The organism is Niabella drilacis (genome assembly GCF_900101395.1).
In the GTDB taxonomy this organism is placed as follows: domain Bacteria; phylum Bacteroidota; class Bacteroidia; order Chitinophagales; family Chitinophagaceae; genus Niabella; species Niabella drilacis.
This window is the reverse complement of record NZ_FMZO01000005.1, coordinates 92,453-115,189: the sequence shown is the minus strand read 5'-3', so window position 1 is coordinate 115,189 and position 22,737 is coordinate 92,453. Positions and strand designations below refer to the sequence as shown.

The following is a 22,737-nucleotide window of genomic DNA, read 5'->3' as shown; positions in this document are numbered from 1 at the left end:
AAATATTTCTCCTGCCCACTGAACGCGAAGCCCGCGATGATCCCGCAAGGCATACGCCAGGACTATAACGCTATTGATCCCCTGCGAACTTATTGCAATCTTAGTGCATTTTGCACTTTATCTAAAATGCGGACAAGGCGCAGGGCTATAAACCGATGTCAACTTTGTACTGCGGTACCACTTCTACCTTTTCGATCACTGCGCCTTTTGCCTTTATATCCTGTACGCGGTCCGGATCCACGCCCGTAATATCCTCCTTCCACTCCTGCACCGTCAATTGCACCGCGCCCCCGCCTGAATAATTTTTTGTACCAAGCAGCCAGGGTTCCCCGTTAAAGACATGATCTGTTAATACCATTCCATCCCGGCGCGCAACAGCACTGCCGCCAGCATATTTTATTTTAAGCCATACATCATTGACCTGGCGCGGCAGTGATTCCGGCAGCTGAATCGTTGCATTCCCCTTTTGTATATCCACCCTTATCCCGGGCTTGTAGGCCGGCACTGTAATGCCGTATGCTGCAAACAACCCCCGTTTACCGGCTGTAACAACGCCCCCTGCTACCATAGAAGCAACGCTCTCCGGATAGATCTTAAAATGGAAACGGTTACTACCCGCCTGCTGCAATTGTATATGCCGGCCGTCACTGATAAGATCTGCACCCGTGATCACCAATACCTCTTTCCCTTTCACAGTCGTACGCCAGCTATTTTCAGCTTCCCTGCGCGTAAGCGTGATGATCACCAACCGCTTTCCTGTTTTACCGGTCAGGCGCAAAGGTACACCAGGCTCCAGTTTCCGTATCTCCGGGCCTGCGCTTTTTTTTGTTTTTAAAGTGGCAGCATCGATTGCTATTACCGGGTTAACGCCTTCCGGTTTCATAAAAAACAAGGTAGTGGCAGTACCGTCCTCTATCTTTGCCAGGGGTTGCGCCGTGGCATATTTTATCAACACGTCATTTACTTTTAAATTGAAGGGAAGCAGCAGGTTGGTCTGGCCTTTTAAAAAAACGGAAGGATAATGAATCGTTTCACCTTTTAATTTCACAGCTACCGTTATATCCCTGTCCGGCATGGGGATGCGTACCTGGGTATTGTTCAGGAACAGGAAGCCGCTGTTATCCTTTACACGAACGATATACCGCAGGTTCCGGGTATTGTGTACGTCCCGCACAGGGTTTGCAGGCTCCACCTGCGGCATAGCAGCCAGCAGGCTGCCAAAATCATTGATGAAGCAGTGCAGTACCTTCAGATATTTATAAGAGGGACGAATGATCCCGAACTCACCGACAGGCGCCTGAAAATCGTAGCTTTCAGGAAGCCCCGGTTCCTTTAAGCCCGGCGTTTGTGTACCGCCATGAAACATATAGTAGCCGATCATATTCATACCACGCCCCAGCTGGTTCTGAAGATGTGCTTCTTCCACCTCTGGCGCCACTACAAAACGGTTTTGATAGGTCATCTGGCTGCCGGCGCCCTGCTCGCACAGGCCGCGCGGAAAGCGGTTCATATCATAATACAGCTTTCCCAGCGCATCGGTCATGATCCACTGATCATCACCATATAAAAAATCTGCGGTTGGGCCGCCGCCTCCTTTTTCCCAGCCCCGGTAACAGTAAGAGCCCTGCAAAGGGATCACTTCCATCTTTTCCTGGTCAAAGACGGTATTGGCCGTTACCGACCAAAATACGGGATGCATGCCGGAGGCCAGCGCCATCTCCTTCAGCTTTGAAATATGCGCTGCCTGGCCGCCGGCATATTCGTTTTCAAGCTGTATCCCAATAACAGGGCCGCCTTCCTTAAAAAAAAGACCCTTTGCCTGCGCGCCTATCTGGCCGAACAATGTTGCGGCAGCAGCGATGTATGCCGGGTCATTGCTCCGTTTCCCGGGCATTTTTGCAATCCATTCGGGATGGCCGCCATGGAGCTGCTCACCGTGAGCCCAGGGCCCGATCCGCAGCCATACATACATCTGATGCTTTGCACATAGTTCCACAAATTTTCGCAGATCGCGATTCCCCTTCCAGTCCCACACACCGGGGGCGGTTTCATGTTCGTTCCAGAAAATATAGGTGGCTACAATGGAAAGGCCGGCATTCTTCATCTTCAGAATCCCACTTTCCCAATCCTGCGGTGGTACCCGGTTGTAATGCATTTCGCCCATCAGCGGGAACCAGGGCCGGCCATTTTTCAGGAAATACCGGTTAGTGGCGGCAAGGCTTACCCCCTGCGGATCCGTACCCGAAAAAGGGATGGACTGTGGTGCTTTCGTTACTGTTTCCGATGCATCTATTTCATACACCTGTGCCTGGCCATATAAGACCCCGGCTGAAAGGAAAAGGAACAACTGTGCAAACAAAAAATACTTTTTCACCCCGTTTGGTTTTATTTAATTGTTATATGAATCTTCACCGGGAAAAACAATACCATCCATTCAGCGATCCCCAGTCTCCTGATGATTTTGTGCTCCCTGATCATGACCGTTGGGGCCGCACCACGATCGCTTCCCCTTTTAAAAGCGATAGCCGGATGCGGCGGTTCACAACCGGCACGCGCTTTAAGAACCGGGCCCCCGATGTATCGACCCGGAACAGCTCCGCATTTTTCACATCCGACCAGTCACTCGGCAACGTCCATGTTACCGAGCGGTACCCGTCCCGGCTATAGGCGATCACTTCCCGTTCCTTAAGCCACACTGCCGGTACAAACAGGTTGTTCCCTTTGCGGAGTATCACATCATAGTGGGTGATCTGTGAATCCTTCAGACTTACAGTAAGCCCGTTGCTATAACGGGCAACCCGTTGCAATCCCGTGCCCTGCAGCTGTTCCCGGCGATAGCGGTTCAGGTATATATACGGCAGGGTGCCGGTATAGAACTCGTATCCAAACGCCTCCTGCCAGTGCACAATGGTACGAAAATCATCCTCCAGGTCGTTAAAACAATCCTCCCCGCGGGTACTCATACCAAACAGGAAGCCCAGCTGCATTTCTTCAGCTGCCTGCCTGGGAAATTGCCGGATAAACAGGAACGGCCCCCCACCCGTGGCCACCGATGCCGGCGTATGCATATATCCGCTCTCTGTTTGATCGAACCAGGTAAACCAGGGCGACAGGCCGGTAAAATGATCGTATCCCTCCCGAAGGCGCAGGTAACTTTCCTGGGCCACATCAAGTCCAAGGGTTTTAAAGTACCGGATCACACGGCGCTGGTAGCTTTCTTCTTCTTCCCGGGAAATGTTCAGATAAGGATTCCCCCGCGAAAAGTAGGCGTCCAGCAGCAGGGTTTTTGCCTCCTTCAGAAAAGGCAGCAAGGTAAGCAGCTCGTTGATCCGTTTTACTGCATAGCCTTTTTCCCATTCCTGCCGGGCGCAAACCTGGTAGGCATCCAAGCCGTTGTAGGCACCGATCTTCATGAGTGCGCCATCCTTCAACCTTGCAATCAGGCCCTCGTTCCGGTAGGTGTCCCATAGGGGACTGTTCTGATAGGCATCGGCCATATTCACATGTACGCTGATCGTCGTATTGTATTTTTTACATGCGTTAAACAGCCAGATCAGCGATTGCCGTCCCGTGCTGTCCCCGGGTCTTTTCAGCGCATCATTCACCTGGTGCCATGCGGGGTACCGGTCATCGTGCCCGTTATACTGCCAGCCCACCAGGTAAATGATCTTGGGCACATGACGGGTAATGGCATCCACCTGTTTAACGAGCGTATACACTTCTTCAAAATTACGCCGTACATAGGAGCCCCCTTTGCCATTGGGTGTAGCCAGCATGAGGTGCATCACCAGTGTTTGCCCATAATCATGGGCATAGGGCGTTTCCGGTTTACCGGTTTTCGTCCAGTCATAAAAAGCACCCGAAATATGACGCCAGTCTGCATCCTGAGCCTCTATAAAGCCCGGGAGCATTCCTAACAAGCATAAAAAAACAACTCTTTTCATTTCATTTTATTGAATCTGCTCCTGGTTATTGATCGATAATGAGCAACCAGCCCTTTTGCGGGGCTACGGGTATGCGTTGGTCCTTTTCAAATTTCTGTGCCGGCTGAAAACCGGGGATCAGGGGGGCTTTTACGGAACCACCCCGTGGAGACCAGCCAATCCGCTTCCAGTCGATGTTCAATTTTACAACCGCTGTATCTGTTGCCCAGCTGGCAACCGCTATCAATAAACGGTCATTCCTGCTGTAGGCTGTGGCCAGCACTGCCGGGTTATCTGTGGTTACCACCGGGGCCTTTTCCCAGTAGCCGGTCATTTTTGCATCTGCAATGCCAAAATCATCCCATACCTTCCAGATATCCCGCGGATCACAATTCACGCCCTCTGTATACCAGGGATAACGCACCGTCATTCCGTACACCATTCCCCGCCAGGGATTGCCTCCGCCATGCAGCATATCGCCCATCAGCCCAAATGGCAGACCGGATACTTCTACCAGCCAGTTGGCCGGCGGCATTTTATGATACTGGAAACTTTCGCCAAACCACAGCTTGTTGATATAAGGGAAAAACTCTGTATACTGCGTAGCCGGACCTTTTGAAAAACCGGTATTGGAATGCAGGTCAATGATACAACCGGGCCTTACCTGGTCCATCACCTTGCGCATCCGTTTGAGCAGGTCCCGGTCGTACGATACATCATCCAGGTACAAACCGTCAATACCGGTATACTTTACCAGCCAGCGCAGCCCTTCAATATAATAGTTATACCAGCGGCTGTCGCCGCTGGTGAGCAGGGCTGCATCGGAACGCTCATAGCCGCCGATGGTTGTAAACCATTGCGGATCGTAATGATCCACCAGGTGCTCGCGCAGCCATACATAGCCACCACCCCTGCCATCTGCCAGAACTTCATTGCCCAGGCTCCTTAATGCCCAAAGCTCCGGCACCTGGTTGGTGAGCTCCCGGGTGGTATAGTACAGTTTTACTTTCAGTCCTTTTTTGTGCCAGGTATTGGTTACGGCACGGATGGTATCAACCGTAAGAAAGGGATAATTGATATAAGGATTGATCGCATTGGCATGATGCACATTAAAAATCCTGATCCCCGTTTTAAGATCGGCCTCATGTGGCAACGGATCGCTGCCATTGTGGTAATACCGGTCCGTAAACTGCGACCGGGTATCGGCCTGCTTTACCGGGGTAGGCAGCAGGGCAAATTCAAACCGGAGCGTATCTGCAGCATCCAGCATCCGATCACCGCTGTAAGCGGTTGCGTACCGCACGGCTCCCTGCTGATGCAAAGAAAAGCCGCCCTTATCCTGGTTGTACCAGGCAGGCGGCGGAGGCGGATGGTACAGGTTCAGCAACGGACCACTGTAACGGGCGCCCCGTAGTTCGCAAAAGATACCGGCATGCACATCCCCGGTCCAGAAGGCGTCCTGCGGACCTTTCCATTTCCAGTTGTATACCGCCGGGGTCTCGCACCCGGGCAACCCCATTCCCATAAAATACTTACTGATCGCCTTTTGCACCGGCAACTGCAGCCGGATGTCCTTTATAGATACCGGCACATGACCGGATACGGTTATATGAAACCGCATATAGCCATCGGCCTCCATGCTTCCGGTACAAACCAGCGTAAACCGTTGATTCGAGGCCCGGGCTTTCCAGCGGATAAGGCCGCCGGTTTCTTTAATAAACTCCGGTCGTCCTGTATTCCATTTTTCAACGCCTTCACTGGTTTCCACGATAAAATTTACCGGGGCCGCCAGCAACCCTGCACCGAAGGTGCGGATCGATTCCGGTAATCCCATCGGGCCAACGGTCACGGCTGCCGTACTTCCGGTGATGGTATATTGATTCCGCTTCAGTGCGGTATAAGGAGCTACCACAGCATCATCGATCCCAAGGGTGGAATTCAGCCAGCGCAGCCGGCTATGCCGCCACAGCTCATGATCGCCCCGTTCTGCAATCATTTTATTGTCTACCTGCAGCGTCACGGGAACCCGCTGTTCCGGCACTCCTTCTGCAGAAACGGAAACGGTAAACGTATACCTTCCCGGTTTTGCAGTTGCCGGAACATCCACCCCCAGCCACAGCGGCTGCACGGTTCCTTCTGCCACATCCAGGGTTTTGGTAAAAGCAACACCCCTGGAGTCCCTGCCGCCGGTATTAAAACAGGTAACCGGGAACGGTGTTTTACCAAAGCGGACTTTCAGATCTTTCAGAGGCCCACCCGCTGCAAATACGCCCACCTGGAACGTGTAGTACTCATTGCGCTGTGCGGTTCCGGAAAATGCCGCCGCCGGACCATACCGGATCCATCTATAAGGCAGATCGGATTTCATTTTTACGGGGAACCGCCGGTCTTCCGGGAACAGGATCATTTTCTGAGGATACCTTGCCATCAGGGTGCGCAGCTCTGCTGCTGTGGCCGTTACTTCCATGGGATAAAAACGATCAAAGTCCGTACGGGCTTCCAGCCGGCTTACTTTTGACAACAGCAACTGCGCAGCAGATGCCGGAAGACCCTGACGCTGCATCCAGGCGGGGTCCGGCGCAGTTTCCGGCTTTAAATAATCCCCCGCAAACCAGCCGTTTTCCTTACGCCCCTTCCAGGGCAGGTAATATACATAATAGGTTCCCCTGCCGTTTACCGGTTCAAATACGAACTCGGCCATTTCTTTGTTTACTGTAATACGATAAATATGCCGCACCGTATCCCCGTTTGCCGCCAGGATCAGCAACCGTTTTTGCTCGGGCGCAGCATCATGCCGCCGCCAGAATAACTTTACATGGGCCAGTCCCTGTACCGGGCATTCAACAACCGCCCTGTGGTTGCCCAGGGTTTCGGGCCAGGGCACTTCCGGCACACCGTAGGTATGCTCCTGGCTGTACCCATTCCCCGCAAAGGGCCACCATACAATAAGCAACAGTAATTTTTTCATCATGGGGTCGTTATATGAAGATCCGTTTGCACCGTTTTACGGTCGGTAGCTGTGATATGCACCTGAACCGGCCATGGCAGATCCGTTGTATTCTTTTTTATGGAAATATTTTTACAATCGCGCAGTTCAAAGGCCGGCTGTTTCAACAGGGCTCCGCCGCCCGCTCCCCTTTTTATACGGTTCGCATTAAAAACCAGCCCTGCAACACTTTTGGCAATGAGCACCGGCGCATCCATCAGATCAAATGTATTACCGGTGATGGTGATATTGCGGTGTACATAATAGACGGGAGCGCGCTGATGATTTTCGGGCAGCAGGGCAATTACATAAGATCCCGGAGCCTGGTTATACCCGCAGGATTCGAAGGTATTGTTCCGGATCGTTACATCCCGGACCGGGCCGGATTCGTACCAGCTTGCTGCATCATCAGCGATCAGGATCGCATGCATACCGGTACGCCTGAATACATTGTTTTCGATCACCACTTTCCTTCGGGTAGTGATGAGCACACCCCGGGTATTGGTGCGTTCAAACAACGAGTTCCGGATCTCTACAGAAGGCGTCCAGGTAAGATTTTCTATACAAAGCCCCGGACCTGCGGCCCCCGGTACCGGCCGGTCCAGCTCCGCCACCATTTCTTTTTTATTGACCAGCACCGCCTTCCGGATCCGCGCATACCCCATTTCCTGCAAGGTTCCGGGGTCAATAAAGGCGATACTGTCGCCCGCAAAAAATGCAGCAAACCCATAGGTCTGGTGATGCATGAACTGCAGTTTTACATGCCGGTCATCGATCTTTTCCGTGATCTTTAAATGAGTGCCGTGCACATTTACGGGGTCATCATGTAAACCGGAAGCAACACAGCTATCGATCAGGATCGTCCCTTTGCAACCAGAAAAATGAAAAGCATCGGCAAAGGCAGCAATGATCCTCCCCGAATCTTCGCGGGGCTTTACGCTCACCCGCCGGAAGCTGATGTTCTCCGAAAACTGTGATACGATGCCCAGTCCGTGCATATAATGCATCTGCACCCCCTCCAGCCGGATGTTTTTACTCAGCCAGATAAAGCCCCCGCAATTATCGCGGTACGGGTCCCGGAAGGTAAGCACATCATCCTTGCTGAAATCCCGTTTACGGAAGTCACCCGAAAAAGCCAGCTGAAAAGGGGCGGTTTCTTTTACCGCTGCTTTTAAAAAAGGCTGGAATGAACTGTAATACATGGCCGACGTAGCAGGGCTGAACCGGATTGTATGAAACCTGTTGGTCTTCCACCCTTCGCCATAAAAGACCAGCCGGCCATCCCGGACCTGGTACCGGCTGTCCGGGTGAACCGCCAGTACAGCAGCACTGTCATTTACCGAGGCCACTCTCACTTCACTCATGGTTGGCCGCTCGTAATCAAAAGCGATATTGCGCAGTGTGACATCCCTGCTGTTGATGAAGGCAAAGGAAACCATTTTGCCATGCAGCACCACCAGGGTATTGTTGCCCTCGATAGTGAGGCCGGCCATACCATCCAGCAGAAAGCCGATATGTTTTACTTTAGACAGGCTGTCCGACTCGGTATCGTTGGACACATAGAGTTCCCTTTTAAAAGCCCCATCCGGCCAGAGGTCGATGCGGCCGCCCGGCAGTCGCAGGGTTGCGTTTGTTTTGCCCCGGCAGGCTTCCAAGGCTTTTACAACCGCCGGGGCTGCATTCTCAAAACTGTTGGGCCGGGCCCCGTAACCAGCCAGGTCAATGACGGCATCACCTGGTACGGCCGTTTGTGCATTACCCAATGTACCTATCGTTAAGATGCATGTATAGAGCATCACAAAGCAGCGGCTGTTTTTTTTATTTATGCGCATTGACCTGTTTATTTCTTTTATGATCCGGATCTATGGTGCTCCGGGTTTCGTTGCAGACTTTTACAACGAGCCGGGGATTGCTGTTGGTACATAAAGGCGAGACGATGCCTCTTTCTGCCCGCTTAACCTGCCCCCATACGATCAACCGGGATGGCATCTTCAGGGCGCCGCTGAAAAACCGGCCATCACCGCACCGGCATCGTGCATGCCCTCCCCCTACGCTCCAACACAAATTACATGCGCAGCACTGCTATACCCATCGGCGCCATGTTATCGCGTAAGTACCAGCATCTGGTCCTTTTCCAGTGAAAGCACCAGCTTACCGGAACGTACAGGAACCGGCTGTAATTTTGTTTTACCATCTGTAGAAACCGTATATACCTTTAACTCCGCAAACCGGCTGAGGCCCTCCGGCAGCGCCCATTCCCTGTTCCGGTATCCCTCGCGGCTGTAGGCGATCCAGGTGTTGTCATCCACCCACAATGCCGGCAACAATATATCTCCATTATCCACAAGGGTCCCGCCGTTCTTTTCCAGCCGGAACTGACCGCCGTCCAGGATGGTGCGCACCCCGTTGGAAAACCGTACTTCTTTCCGCTCCCCGTTCCGGATCAGCTGTTGCCGTTTCAGCCTGTTCAGATAATACCAGACTAATGTATGCGTGCAAAAATCTTCTTTAAACCCCGTAAGTCCTTCTTTGTCTTTTTTAACGAGGTCTTCCCCATGCATGCTGGTACCAAACAGCCTGCCCCATTCGCTGCGATCTGCACCACCCGTATACAGGGACGAAGGCCAGTTTGTGTAAAACGAAGATCCGCCTCCTACCCACCAGGCCATCGGCTGATACCCCTCAAAGGAGGTGGGACGCAAGAAATCAACGCCCTCACTGGTCACATCGATTCCCTTTCCGGCCCAGTAGCGGAAGATTTTCTTTTGTGCTGCTGCTTCATCGGCAACCGTAAAGGACAGGTAAGGGCTGATGGGTTTCAGTTCCAGGTTGATCCGCTGCTTCCCGTCTGCACCGGTTTCAGGCACCGGGGGGCTGGTATGGAAGGCATCGATATGAACCGTACCTGCCTTCTGCAGGGGCAACATCCGGCAAAGACGGTCGATCCGTTTTTGTGCCATCCCTGTCTTCCACTCCTGGGCATAGCTGATGGGACTGCCCCATTCCGCCCTCAGCACTGTACCATCTTTGTGCTTTGCAATGATGTCCTTGGCCAGGTATTCGTTCCAAAGCGGACTGTCTTCATACGCATCAAACATATTGATATGAACGCTTACGGTGGTATGATACCTGCGCGCCTCCTGCATCAGCCATTTCAGGCTGGTAAGCGCATCCGGATCCTGCGCACGTTTCAGTCCCGGGTTCACTTCAAACCAGGCAGGGTACTTACTGTCGTGCCCGTTGTATTGCCAGCCCGCCAGGTAAATGATCTTCGGAATGCCCAGCGTTAGCCGGTCTATGCGTTTGATCACTTCCAGCGCCGCGGCGAAATCCAGGAACACTTCGCTTTTGCCGTTGTCCTTTCTTTTATACGGGCCATCAAAAAGGGCCTGCGACAGCATCAGCTTCAGCACCAGCGTCTGATCATACCGGTAATGCCAGCGGATCTGCTGCCGTACCGGCTTGTGCACGATCTGCAGGGTATCCGCCGCTTCCTGGCTACGGACCACCAGACAAAGCCCCATAAAAAATAATAAGGTTATGATCTTACTCAATCGTTTCATCTTTTATACGTTCAGTTCGTTGATAATTGTCAAGGAAGCAAACCCGCTTTGAATGCTGCACATTCCAGGGAGCATTACAATGGGCAAATTCATTGCCGCTTACCCTTACATTTTCCGCCCCGGAAATGAAAATACCATTTTGGGAATACCCCGGTTCCCCTTCAATGATGTTTCCTTCAATGATTATATTTTTATGAATGCCCGGCGCGGTGGCATCCGGCGCTTTTACATTAATGGCAATAGCGGTGGCCGCACCATTGGCCCCATCGCCGCGCCCGCAACGGATAAACCGGTTATTGCGGATGATGATATCTGCAGCACCCGGTCCCTCGCGCCAATCGCCCTCCGCTCCCACATGCACGGCGGTACCCGTTGTTTCACGAAAAATATTGTTCTCTATTAAAACACTCCGGGTCTTCACCAGTACCGCCCGGGCCAGGTGGCTGCTTACATTGGAGTTCACAAATTCCAGTCGCGGCAGGCGGCTTATATTAATGAGATAATAATTGCCGATATCCTCCGGCAATGCCCTGTTCAACTGTACCTGCGACTTCCAAAGCATGGGGAACGTATCCGTTCTGACTACCCGGTAACGGCCCGCCACCTGCAATGTCTGTTTTGAAACCAGCTCCAGCATATCGCCGGCATCGGGGTAATCAAGCACCGCGGCGTGCGTGGTAAATTCCTTATCGAGCTGCAGCGTATAGGTTTTGGGAGCCACCTGCGCTGTAATATCATGATAATAACCATGCACATTGGTGGCATCATCGCCCTGCCCCTCAAAGGAACAACCATTAAAACGGATGAGGCCTTTACAGGAAGTAAAATGTGTGGCATCCGTATTGGTAGACTCATAATTACCTGCACGGGGTACGATCCGCAGGCCGTTCATTATGATGTTTTCTGACCGGTTGCCTACAATGCCCATCCCCGGTTGTGCATGGATGGTAACCCGCTCCAATACCGTATTGGCGGCGGATTGGATCAAAATGGCCGGACGAAAATGCATGCTGTGATTCATCAGCGCGATGAATCCCGATAAGATGCCGGCCGCACCGGAACCGATCCTTAGTACATCCGGCGCGATCCATTCCTGCTTTTGCGGAAAATACAAGGGGTTTCCCAGCAACCGGTTACGGACCGGGTCCCAGTACATGATACGGGTGATGAGCAAGGGCCCGGATATATCATACCCGGGCGGTAATTTTACATCAAAAAAACCAGTCCCGGTTTTAATGATCCGTCCCTCACTGTGTGGAGGGTTGGTATAATCGATGGTAAGCCCCCTGATGGTCAGATGCTGGCATCCTTCGATGGTTACCGGCTCCATCCAGCCCTCCGCCATAAGGAACGCGCCTGCTGCTTCTACGGTAAGGCCTGCAATATTTTGAAAACGCAGTCCGCTCACGTAAGGGAAATAAGGTTTAAACACCACGTCCTGTGGATTGCGGCCCAGCCGGCCGCTGAGCGCATCATGCATCAGCCTGGTAGCCGCGGTATCTGCAATGCGGTACCGGCCCGGCGGGATGCGGAGTGTTCGGATCTTTTTTTGTTTACAATAATCAATGGCCCTTTGCAGGGCAGTGCGGTCATTGACCGTGTCATTGGGCAGGGCGCCGAAGTCGGCTGCAGAGACCATTTGCTGCGCAGCAGGCTGCGCACCGGGTTTCAGCGTTCCTAACAGCAACAACGGTATGTAAAGAAAGCTTTTTTTCATGGTCTTCATTTTTCCGGCACCAGCAGCACCGGTATGCCGGGTTGTAATCTTAAAGAAATCTGTTGTGCTTTTACCTGGATGGTCTTCCACTTTTTTAACCCGGTGCCTTCCACGGTCAAAACCGCTGCACGGCGCACCCCCTGCCAGCTGCCGGGCACCTGGCAGGTAAGCACAGTGCCGGGAAGACTAAATGCTGCCAGGCTGTTGTCGCTGCGCCAGCCTGCGGGGAAACAAACCGTGCTTCCGGTGCGGAGTTTTCGCTGCCCTTCGTATACCGTGCTGTCGCCCAGCGATACTCTTACGTCATTGGAGAAATACGCCACCCGGTTATTGCCGTCACCTTCCACACGCAGCCGTTGCAGCCGGTTGAGGTAATCATACTGTATGGTATTGAGGTAAAAATCCCTGCAGAATGCCGCCTGCCAGTTGACGTCCCGGTTATGGCTGAGCGCCCCGGGAAAAAGGTTCTCTCCGTACATGCTGGTGCCAAATAAGAATTCGAGCCCGAAATCACTTTGTTTCAGGTCCGGATTAAAATGCCCGCCGGTGACCAGCCCCGCAGGTACTTTCAGAAAATCATCCTGCGTGCGGTGATTAAAATGCCAGTAGTAAGGGATCAGCCCCGTCATATAATCCATGGCCCATTCGCTGGTGGGATCGATCCCTTTGCTGATCCAGTATGCCGCGATCTTTTTCTGATAAGCGGCCTCCGTCACCAGGCTTTCATAAGCGCCTTTGTTTTCCCGTGCGATCCACGCATCAATGTGGATGGTACCGGCCTCTTTCAGCTGGGGCAGCAGTGTTAACAAAGAATCGATCCGCAGCTGCGCATAGCCCTTGTTCCACTCGTTGCGGTAATTGACCTGGTAGGCCTTATGATTATTATAATTGCCCGTTACCATCAGGCTGCCATCCGCATTCCGCGAAATCAGGTCCTGCGCTTTATAAACGGGCCACAGGGGACTGTTGTCATATGCTTCGGTCATATTGATGTGCAGGCTTACCGTGGTATGGTATTTACGGGCTTCCTCCATCAGCCATACCAGGCTCTGGACGGCGTTTGTATCCTGCGGCCGTTTCAGGCTTCTGTTGATCTCGAAGAAGGCCGGGTACTGATCATCATGCCCGTTATAGGTGGCCCCCACCAGGTAAATGATCTTGGGCATCTGCAGGGTAAGTGCATCTACTTCTTTTACCAGGGCCAATGCCTGTTCAAAATTCATATTGACCTCACTTCCACCTTTGCCGTCCGGCTTTGCCAGGAACATTTTCATGACCAGCGTATGGGCATAATCGTGCCGGAAGCGGAACGGGGTTTCCTGTGCCATGATGGCCGGCGGCCTTCCCAGTGCTGCCGCAGCAAGCAATAGTATCATCAGCGTTCGTTTTATCAACATGCTATTTATTTATAAAGGTTCGATCCGGGCCACCCATCCACCGCCGGGTGCCAGGTCTAATTTCAGTGTACTGCCGGCCTCCATAACCGTTTCGGTGCGCAGATAGTCTTCCGCCCTTTTATCTGCATTGATACCGTCTCTGATAATGGTGATCTTATAGCTCCCGGGCGGCAGGAAATCCATTTTCAGCTCCAGGTTGCGTGCCAGGGTATCTGTTATAGCGCCCACAAACCAGTTGTTGCCATTGCGCCTGGCCAACGCCGTATACTGCCCGATCTTCCCGGCAAGCAGCCGTGTTTCATCCCAGGTAACCGGTATACGGGCCAGGAAGTCCGTACATTCCTTCTCCCGCTCATAGTCGGAGGGTGCATCCGGCAGCATGGTCATGGGGCTGTTGAGGATCACGAACAATGCCATGGAATGGGCCCGGGTTCCTTCCATCATCGGGTAATCGCCCAGGGTACGGAAATTTTCACGGGTGGCATTCCGCATGGTGCCGGGTATATAATCCATGGGCCCGGTAAACATACGGATATAAGGCAGCAGATTATGGTGTACAGGATTGTCCAGGCGGGTCCAGCCATTGTATTCAAATTCGATCAGCGCCTCACGGGTAAGCACATTGGGGTATTGCCGCCGGAGCCCGCAGGGCTTATAGGCCCCGTGAAAGTTGACCAGCATCTTTTTTTCGGCAGCTTTTCGGGCTACCTTTTCATAAAAGGCCACCATCGGCTGATCATCCCGGTTCATAAAATCCATTTTGATCCCCCTGATGCCCCACTGCGCATACAGGTCAAAAGCCGCGTCCATCTGTTTTTCCATCGAGCTCCAGATCACCCAAAGCAGGATGCCGACACCTTTTGTTTTGGCATAGGCCACCACCTCGGGCATGTTCAGCTCCGGCACTTCCTTTAAGATATTTTCCTTGGGGCACCAGCCATCATCGAATAAAAAATACCGGAATCCATGCGCCGCACAAAAATCGATAAAGTATTTAGCGGTGGCCGTATTGATGCCCGATTTAAAATCCACGCCATAGATATTGTTCTTTGCCCACCAGTCGAACAGCACCACCCCCGGTTTTACCCAGGAAAAATCGGCTGCGGGTGCCTGCGGCGATGCCAGCAGGTATACCATATTATTGCTGATCAGCGCTTCCTCGTTATCGGCTACGGCAATGATCCGCCAGGGAAAGCTCCTGCTGCCGCTTACCCGGGCTATAAAACCAGCCCTTGTTTTTACCTGGCCCTGGTTGTAAATGCTGCCACTGTAATCCAGGCCCTGCGGATAGGCCGGGTTGGTAACTTCCAGGCGGCCGGTGCCGGTACCGGTGAGCCACAGCCCCGGGTAATTATAAAGATCGCTCTCCGTTATCATTACAAAGCGGCCGTTGCTTTTTTGTACCAGGAAGGGGAAATTGCACAGCCGGCCGGAGGTAATACCGGATACGGGCTTTGTTTCATAAGGCGTTTCATAGGCCGAGCTGATGGACTCCGAGGCCTGGAAACGGGCCGTATCCCCTTCTGCAAAATGAAGTGAAAGCTGCTCACTGAGCACTACCATACTGTCTTTGACCGCAGTCAGAAAACGATAGGCCAGCCCTTCATTGAACAAGCGCAGCGCCAGCGTATAACCGCCTTTAAAATCGATGACCAGCTCATTGTACCGGTTGGCGTAGGCAGCGCTCTTCTCCCGGATCACCGGCCGTACCGTTTCGTTTACCGAACGGCGACGGGTGCCCTTTACCTGCCGGTTATTAAAGTCCACTTTTTGATCCCGGATATTCAAGCCGGGGTTATCCAACTGTACCAGTTCCTCTCCACCTTTTGTAAGCCGGATACGGATATTGCGCTGATCTACGGCAATTTCCGCAGTAAGCTGCAAACCGGGCGACTGCAGCTGGTAACGCTGCGCCCCTGCGTTAAAATGCAGGATCAAAACAAAGAGCCCATATAAACAGTTCCTCATCGATATTTTATTTTAAACAGGTCTGTTGATCAAAAGAACAAAGTTATTGATAGAAGAATACCGGTCAACCCCTGTTATAAGGAGGGCCGGCCAAAAAGGGTACGGGTAACAGAACCGCTTTTTAACCAGCCCCCGGAACCGCATTGCTATGGAATGAACAGCAATGCCTATTTTATAAAATTCACAATACGCACCACCCACTCCCTGCTGCTGCCATCAGCCGCCGTGATCCTGTACCTGCGGGCCTGGCTGAAATCACCGGGAACACCCGGTTTGGGCGCACCGTCAACGGGCACCATGGTAGCTGCCGTGGAAATATTGCACATAAAGGAAAGATTGGCGGTGGTCACTTTTGCCCTTTCTTCCGTTGTAAAGGAGCCGGAGGCCGCCGGTACGGTAACAATAAAGATCGCTGAGTCTGAAGCGGCACCCGAATCTTCTTTCTTTTTAAATTGCTTGCCGGAAAGGCTCATGGATACAGCCCTTACAACCGGGCTGCCACCGGAACCGGGGCTTTCATACAGGTATTCCATGAATACATCGGTCATCATGGCGTCTTTAAATTTTGGCAGATCCTTGTCCAGTCCTGCTTTCAGGCAGGATGACGCGCCCATCGCTATACAGCTGATCCATATCAGATAAACTACTTTTTTCATTTCAATATTTTTAATCCGTAAATCAATCGGTTACCAGTTAGGGTTTTGCTCCAGACTTCCGTGTCGTATGATCTGGGAATTCTGGATCGGAAGCAAATACCTGCGTGATTCATCAAACACCCGTACCTGGTTCTGTGTCCAGTTCAACACTTCGATCCGGTATCCGTTCCGGTTCCGGTTGATCTCCATATAGGTGGGTGGTTCTTCCAGCTCGGGGATATTCCCCCCGGCTGCTATTCCGTTGTTTGCTGCGCCACCATATTTGCCCCAACGAAGCAGGCTCCAGTAATAATCCTGCTCTTCAAACAGGTCTACCCGCCGTTCTCTTTTATAATCCGTCCAGGCGGCTGTGGCCGTAGCAGCAGTCGAAGGTGGCAGTCCTCCATGAGTAACACGGGTCATATTCAGTGCCGCTACCGCTTCTGCGATCCGGTTCAGGCGCAGCAATGCTTCGGCCTTATTGAGGTAAACCCGTCCCAATCTGAAAATAACCCAATGATAATCGGTGGGGATCCCTACAAAGGGCCGCGGAGTTACACTATAAGTACCTTTGCGTACAAAGCAGTTGGTCACCGGCATACAGCACCCGGAGGACAGGCTTCCGTTGATGAGCCGGTTCAGGTTTCCATTGCGGTTGGTGGTCACCGTTTCTCCATACCACTGCACGGAATCGTACACGATGGATGCTGCCAGTCTTTTATCGCGGTTATTATAGATGATGCTGTTTACACTGCCTGCACCTGTTACTACGGCACTGTCTGCAAATGCTGAAGCGCGTTTGGTAATATTAGCGAGGTACTGAGCGCTCTGATCCCATTTCACGGCTTTGGTTGGGTCTGCAGCATCAATGGCCAGGTAGGCATCCATCATACTCTGCGTGGGCGAATACTGTGCCCAGGCCTCAAACATCTTATCTACCTTAAATTCAGGAGTAGCCCCTCTTAACCGCACATTATCGTTATTGGTATTGGGAATGATCTGCTGCATATCGGTATTATCGCAGTTGGTATTGCTCTTATCGCGGTACATGGCCAGGATGATCTCCGGGGAGGTCCGTTTCTTTTCATTGAACAGTCCTTCATAATCCGTTTCCAGCGAGTAGCCCCCTTTCTGGATCACCGAATCCGCGGCATCCAGGGCCTTCTGATAATAACTGTTATCCCCGGTATAGGCGGCTGCCTGAAGGGCCACTTCCGACTTAAGGGCATAGGCAGTCCATTTGGAGGCAAGGCCGGAGGGCGCCGTAGCGGGCAGGCCGGTGATGGCCGCGTCAATATCCTTCATGATCAGGTTATAGGTTTCGGCAATCGTTGCGGTTTGCGGTAGTTTATAATCGGCTTCATTTTCGGTGAGTACTTTGTCTACATAGATCACCCTTCCGAACCTGCGCGCCAGCCAGTAGTAGGTCATGGCTCTCAAAAATCTGCCGTGTGCCTGAAGCTCTGCTTTATCCGCATCGGGAATAGTAGCGGAAGCAGCCGATTTTTCAATGATCATGTTGCAGCGGCGGATACTGGAAAACTGGTTAAAGCCAAAATCATTATCCCGGGTAATCTCTTCTCTTGTAAAAGCTGTTCCCGCCGTAGCCACCAGGTTGTTAGTCCAGGTCTCTGTGCCGATCTGGCTGGTGTAGAGCCCCTGGAGGATCTGGCCATAAGTACCATACACAAAGGTCATGGCGTTGTTCCTGGAAGCCCATACGGAAGGCTCATCAAACCGGTCGTAAGGTTGTGTGTCTCCCAGCTTTTTACAGGACCATACGATGCCCGTTAAAACAGCCAGGGTGAATATAAAAATGCGTATACTTTTTTTCATTGTTTTCTTTTTTCATTAATTGTTCTCATAATCTTTTTACCGGCTAAAAGCCCAGGTTGATGGACAGGGCATAGGTCCGCTGCACCGGGTAGTCGTAATTATTATTACTTCCGGTTTCAGGATCCAGGCCGTAATCCAGCAATTTGGAGAACGTAACAAGGTTGGTGCCGCTGAGTGTAATGCGCAGATCGGAAACAAAGCGCAGGCGTTTGGCCAGGAGGTCTTTGAAATTATACCCCAGCTGAACGGCCTTTAAACGCAGGTATCCGGCATTGATCACCCAAAAATCAGAGCTACCATCATTATTGCTCCCGTTCACCCCGCCGCTCGATAACAGGCGCGGGTATTGGGCGCCGGGATTGGAAGCGCTCCATCGGTCTTCCGTCTGAAATACATAGCGGATGCTGCTGGCACTATTGCCCTGGAATACATCACCCAGGTACACGCTGCGTTTACCGCTTCCCTGCCACAGCATGTTCAGGAACCATCCCTCGTAACTCAGGTCTGCATTAAAACCATAGTTCACCCGGGGAAATCCGTTTTTACCGATCCTGCGGAAATCGTCGTTATCAATCTTGCCATCGCCGTTTACATCCTGGTACATGATATCGCCGGGCGCCAGCGTGGTATTTCTTTTGCGCGGATTATTGATAATGTCTGTGGCATTCTGGTACAGGCCCAGGGCATACAGCCCTGTTGTTAAAAATCCTGTCTGATGATACGAGGTCATATACGGGTTTTTGAGCGTGGCGCTATCTTCATTGGCGTTTACTTCCCAAAGCTGGTCAAACCTGGTAAAATTAGCACCGACCGTGTATTTCAGCTTCCCGGCATGGTCCGAATACTTCAGGCCAAAATCAAACCCGGCCCTGCGAAAGGCCCCGTTGGAAAGCCGGAAAGGCAATGCAGTACCCAGGGGATCTGTATACAAAGAGGCAGAAAGGGAAGCCAGGTAACCCGTATTACGCAGGTAAAAATAGTCAACAGAACCGCTTAGCCGGTTGTTGAGCGTGGCAAAATCCAACCCGGTATTGAAGGACTGCTGGGTATACCAGGTAATATCCGGGCTGGGAATGGCCGGCGGATTCAAACTGGGTTGCAACACCCCGCCTACCACATAACCGCTGCCGGATCCATAGCCCGGCACATAGCTGAAATAACCGATCACCGGGTCACCGGCGCCGTTGCGTTCGATCTGTCCTACCGAACCATAAGAAACCCGGCCCCTGAGATAGTTGATGATATTACTGTTATCAAGCGCTTTCATAAAGGGTTCTTTCGAGATCACCCAGCCGAGCACTCCGCCGGGGAAAAATCCCTTTCGTTTTCCTTCAGGGAAAAGATCGCTTCCGTCATAGCGGAAAGCGCCCTCAAAAAAATACTTCCCTTTATAATCATAATTCAGCCTTCCCAACCAGGCATTCCGCACATTTTCGGAGGAGGAGCCGCTGTTACGTGAAGTGCCTACAGGCCCGGCAAATAACTGGTCCAGCAGAAATACATAAGAGTTGCGGGAGGCATTTACACTTTCTCCAAACCCATATGCTTCTTCATAACCACCCATTACGGAAAGGCTATGATCGCCAAAAGTTCGTGTATAATCCCCGAAGCCCTGTAATACATAGTTGTACCCGGTTGTGGCCGTAACGGATAAGCTGGGCGCGGAGGCAGGTTGCGACGGCACATCACTTCCGATCGCGTACTGGGGCGCTGTAACATTCCATCCTCTTATAAAAGACTGGCTCTGGCGCAGGTTCCCGTTCCCTTTAAAGGAAAGCCCTTTTACTCCGGGTACGCTCCATTGCACTTCCAGCAGTCCATTGATATCTCTTCCTTCATTTTTTAAATACCCGCTCCGGGGATCAATTTCGACAATGGGATGATCGCCCTGGTTGGCGTATTTGGTATGCGCCAGGTCTGCATATGCTTTATCGATCGGGGACCGGTTCTGGATATGGCCCCACACGTTGTAGTTCTGACTGGGAGCATATGCGCTCAGCACATCCCGGTTGATCTCATTAACCCCATACAGGCCGATGGTTGTTTTCAGGCCGATCTTCTCAAAATTACCGGTCACATGCAAGCGGTAGTTATAGCGCTTCAGCCATTTGGTATCGAACTTATACAGGGAACCCTGGTCCAGGTATCCCAGCGAGGCAAAATACTGCATTTGCTCGTTGCCACCGCTCATCGACAAATTGTGCTGCGATTGCGGGGCATAGCGCTTTAATGTAAGCCCCTGCCAGTCGTTATCCTGGAAATTCAGCGGATCGCTGTGATCCTTATATTTTTGCACATCCGCATCCTGGAATACCGGGGCCGCTCCTTCTGCAGCCGCTACCTGGTTCTGCAACGTTACATATTCATAAGCATTGAGCTTTTCAGGCAGATAAGTGTTCTGGGAAATGGAACGGGTAAAATTGTAATTCACATTCATTTTCCCCTTGGTACCTCTCTTAGTAGTTACCAGCACCAGTCCGTTACCGGCTGCTACCCCGTAGATCGCTGTGGCCGGCCCGTCCTTCAGAAAAGAGATATTCTCTATATCATTGATGTTTAGGGTTTGGAACTGTGCTTCGCTGGATATGATATTATCGATCACATATACAGGCGTACCACCACCGCGTATGGAGATCGTCGGTTTTTTTCCAGGCCCGCCACCGCTTGCAGAAACAATAAGACCAGGCACACGGCCGGCCAGTCCATCCCCCACAGAAGCAGCACCCAGGTTGGTGATCGCATCCGGTTTTAAGGTAGATACCGAGGTTACATTTTTTCCCCTTGTAGTACGGCCATAGCCGATTGCAATTACCTCATCCAGGCTTCCCTGGCTGGCCTTTAACACAATGGTAAGCGTTTCCCGCTTATCCACATTTACCTGCTGCGGCTCATACCCGACGGACGACACTTCCAATACCGCGTCCGGAGCAACATCGATGGTAAACTCGCCTTTGGCATTGGTACTGGTGCCCCGCGTTTGCCCCTTAACCAGGATACTGGCCCCGGCCAGCGGTTTACCCAGCTCGTCCAGTACGGTACCCGTAACAATAACCGGCACTCCCAGTAATAATTTCTTTTGCGGATCTTCTTTTATTATAATCGTTTTATCAACGATATTATAAGTCAGCGGCTGGTCTTTAAATGTAAGATCCAGTGCTTTCCCTACCGGCATATTGCTGACAGCGATATTCACCGGGCGGCTAAAGCGCAGCAGGGCGTCTTTGTAAAGAAAATTGTACCCCGTCTGCTTTTTTATTTCAATAAAGATATCCGAAATGCTGGCATTCTTTTTCGAAAAAGAAACTGTCTGGCCGTTGACCGCTGCCGAAGCGTACATCGTTGCCGCCAATAAACAAATCATTAAAAGCTTCATGCGCAAGAAAAATGTGGCTGCCGTCCCCCGCCGCCGGCGAAAAACGCAATCGTTCCCTGTAAAATTCATACTTTTGTTGTCCCGATTTCCTATCGGGATAGGTTTGGTGAGTAGAGATTGGTTTAAAATTTATTTACTGAACCTCCGGCGGGAAGTGGCTTCAACACTTTCCGCCTTTTATTTTATTACTGACTTTTCTTTACAATTATGTGCCGGTCCCGGATTTCGAACTCCAGGCCGCTGCTGAGATGCAGCATCTCCAATACCTTTGAGGCATTGATATTCCGGTTAATGGTACCGGACAGGGTAACCTCCGGAACCGCTCCTTCATAAACTACTTCCACGTCGTACCACCGGCCGATCTCCTGGAGGATCTCTTTCAGCGGCGTCTCCTTAAAATTAAAGAGGTGGCTTTTCCAGGCCACAGCACTCACCGTGTCTGAAGCCGCTATATTGAGCCCGTCGGTAATGATTGCAGATTGTCCGGGTCTAATGAGCCCCGAATCCTTTTGATTGCTGACCTGCACCATGCCCTGCAACAGCGTTACTTTGGTTTTATCATCAAATGTATTGATATTGAAATGTGTTCCCAGTACCTTTACCAGCGTACTGCCGCTTTCTACAATAAAGGGTTTACCATCCTCATGAGCTACTTCAAAGTAAGCCTCGCCACTAACCTGCACCCTTCTTTCAGCAGTGGCAAACTCTAACGGGTACTTTACAGAGCTTTCTGCATTCAGCCATAACCGGGTGCCATCCGCCAGCACCACAGCGATCGGCTGGCTGCCACGGGGATTAAATACCGTATTGAACTGTCCCGGCTGCCGGGCAGTACCGGCAGTAACAAGCGTATCACGGCTCTTCAATACCTGCTTATTGCCATTGTCTGAAAAAAGTACGGCGTTGGAAGCCGCCGGGGGCGCCAGATCCGTAATAACCGGCAATGCGGCTTCCTGCTTTTTTCCGGAGCCATATTGCAGCCACCACCACCCAAGTGCCAAAACCAGCAAAACAGATGCCGCAGCCATCCACCGGCCCACCGGCCATCTTTGCGGACGGGACAACCGGCGGCTGATGTTCCGGTACAAGACCTCTGATTCCTGATCGGTTAACAACGTCTGAAAAGACGCCGGGTCCCAGAGTTCATCAATCAGCGCTTCCACAATACCTGTATATTCCCGGTTTACGTAATATCCGTACAACTCTTCCGTATCGGCCGGAGCTGCCTTCCCTTCCGCATGTAGCCGGAGCAACCACTCTATCCTGATTTTAGGCGTCAAAAGCAATACTTTTTTATTTTTATACCCTCCAGTATATAATAAAGACAGCCGGCAGAACA

At 51.8% G+C, this 22,737-nt stretch carries 12 protein-coding genes; all 12 read right to left on the bottom strand.

Translation table 11 applies throughout. The features are described 5' to 3' along the window. Positions 1-145: 145 nt before the first annotated feature. The 12 genes from BLS44_RS10895 to BLS44_RS10840 all read right to left on the bottom strand — a co-directional run bounded on the left by BLS44_RS10895 (position 146) and on the right by BLS44_RS10840 (position 22,678). A complete protein-coding gene (locus BLS44_RS10895) occupies positions 146-2,374 on the bottom strand; it encodes a beta-galactosidase (protein ID WP_143019732.1) in 2,229 nt (742 codons plus the stop codon). 100 nt (positions 2,375-2,474) lie between these two features. Then, positions 2,475-3,944 carry an endo-alpha-N-acetylgalactosaminidase family protein gene (locus tag BLS44_RS10890; protein ID WP_090390100.1) on the bottom strand — a complete coding sequence of 490 codons (1,470 nt, stop codon included), beginning with the start codon at positions 3,942-3,944 and terminating at the stop codon, positions 2,475-2,477. 25 nt (positions 3,945-3,969) lie between these two features. Next, entirely contained in the window at positions 3,970-6,894 is a 2,925-nt protein-coding gene (locus BLS44_RS10885) for a glycoside hydrolase domain-containing protein (protein WP_218127731.1), read from the bottom strand. Then, a complete protein-coding gene (locus BLS44_RS10880) occupies positions 6,891-8,705 on the bottom strand; it encodes a right-handed parallel beta-helix repeat-containing protein (protein ID WP_245729193.1) in 1,815 nt (604 codons plus the stop codon). The genes BLS44_RS10885 and BLS44_RS10880 overlap by 4 nt, the downstream gene beginning before the upstream one ends. 306 nt (positions 8,706-9,011) lie before the next feature. Next, positions 9,012-10,472, bottom strand: coding sequence for an endo-alpha-N-acetylgalactosaminidase family protein (locus tag BLS44_RS10875; RefSeq protein WP_090390097.1), 1,461 nt, complete (start codon positions 10,470-10,472; stop codon positions 9,012-9,014). Further along, complete coding sequence (locus BLS44_RS10870; RefSeq protein ID WP_176954378.1) at positions 10,456-12,189, bottom strand: right-handed parallel beta-helix repeat-containing protein; 1,734 nt, start codon at positions 12,187-12,189, stop codon at positions 10,456-10,458. The genes BLS44_RS10875 and BLS44_RS10870 overlap by 17 nt, the downstream gene beginning before the upstream one ends. A 5-nt stretch (positions 12,190-12,194) precedes the next feature. Next, positions 12,195-13,586: an endo-alpha-N-acetylgalactosaminidase family protein gene (locus BLS44_RS10865; protein WP_090390095.1), complete on the bottom strand. Its 1,392-nt coding sequence runs from the start codon at positions 13,584-13,586 to the stop codon at positions 12,195-12,197. Between the two features lie 9 nt (positions 13,587-13,595). Further along, positions 13,596-15,554, bottom strand: a complete 1,959-nt coding sequence (locus tag BLS44_RS10860) for a glycoside hydrolase family 97 protein (RefSeq protein ID WP_090390094.1) — start codon at positions 15,552-15,554, stop codon at positions 13,596-13,598. 167 nt (positions 15,555-15,721) lie between these two features. Then, on the bottom strand, positions 15,722-16,210 hold the full coding sequence (locus BLS44_RS10855; RefSeq protein WP_090390093.1) for a DUF5018-related domain-containing protein: 489 nt from the start codon (positions 16,208-16,210) through the stop codon (positions 15,722-15,724). A 30-nt stretch (positions 16,211-16,240) separates the two neighbouring features. Then, the gene (locus tag BLS44_RS10850) at positions 16,241-18,025 is read right to left on the bottom strand and encodes a RagB/SusD family nutrient uptake outer membrane protein (protein ID WP_090390092.1); all 1,785 of its coding nucleotides are present in this window, start codon (positions 18,023-18,025) and stop codon (positions 16,241-16,243) included. Positions 18,026-18,068: 43 nt separating this feature from the next. Further along, entirely contained in the window at positions 18,069-21,398 is a 3,330-nt protein-coding gene (locus BLS44_RS10845; protein WP_176954377.1) for a TonB-dependent receptor, read from the bottom strand. Positions 21,399-21,583: 185 nt separating this feature from the next. Then, entirely contained in the window at positions 21,584-22,678 is a 1,095-nt protein-coding gene (locus BLS44_RS10840; protein WP_143019730.1) for a FecR family protein, read from the bottom strand. Between the last annotated feature and the right edge of the window lie 59 nt (positions 22,679-22,737).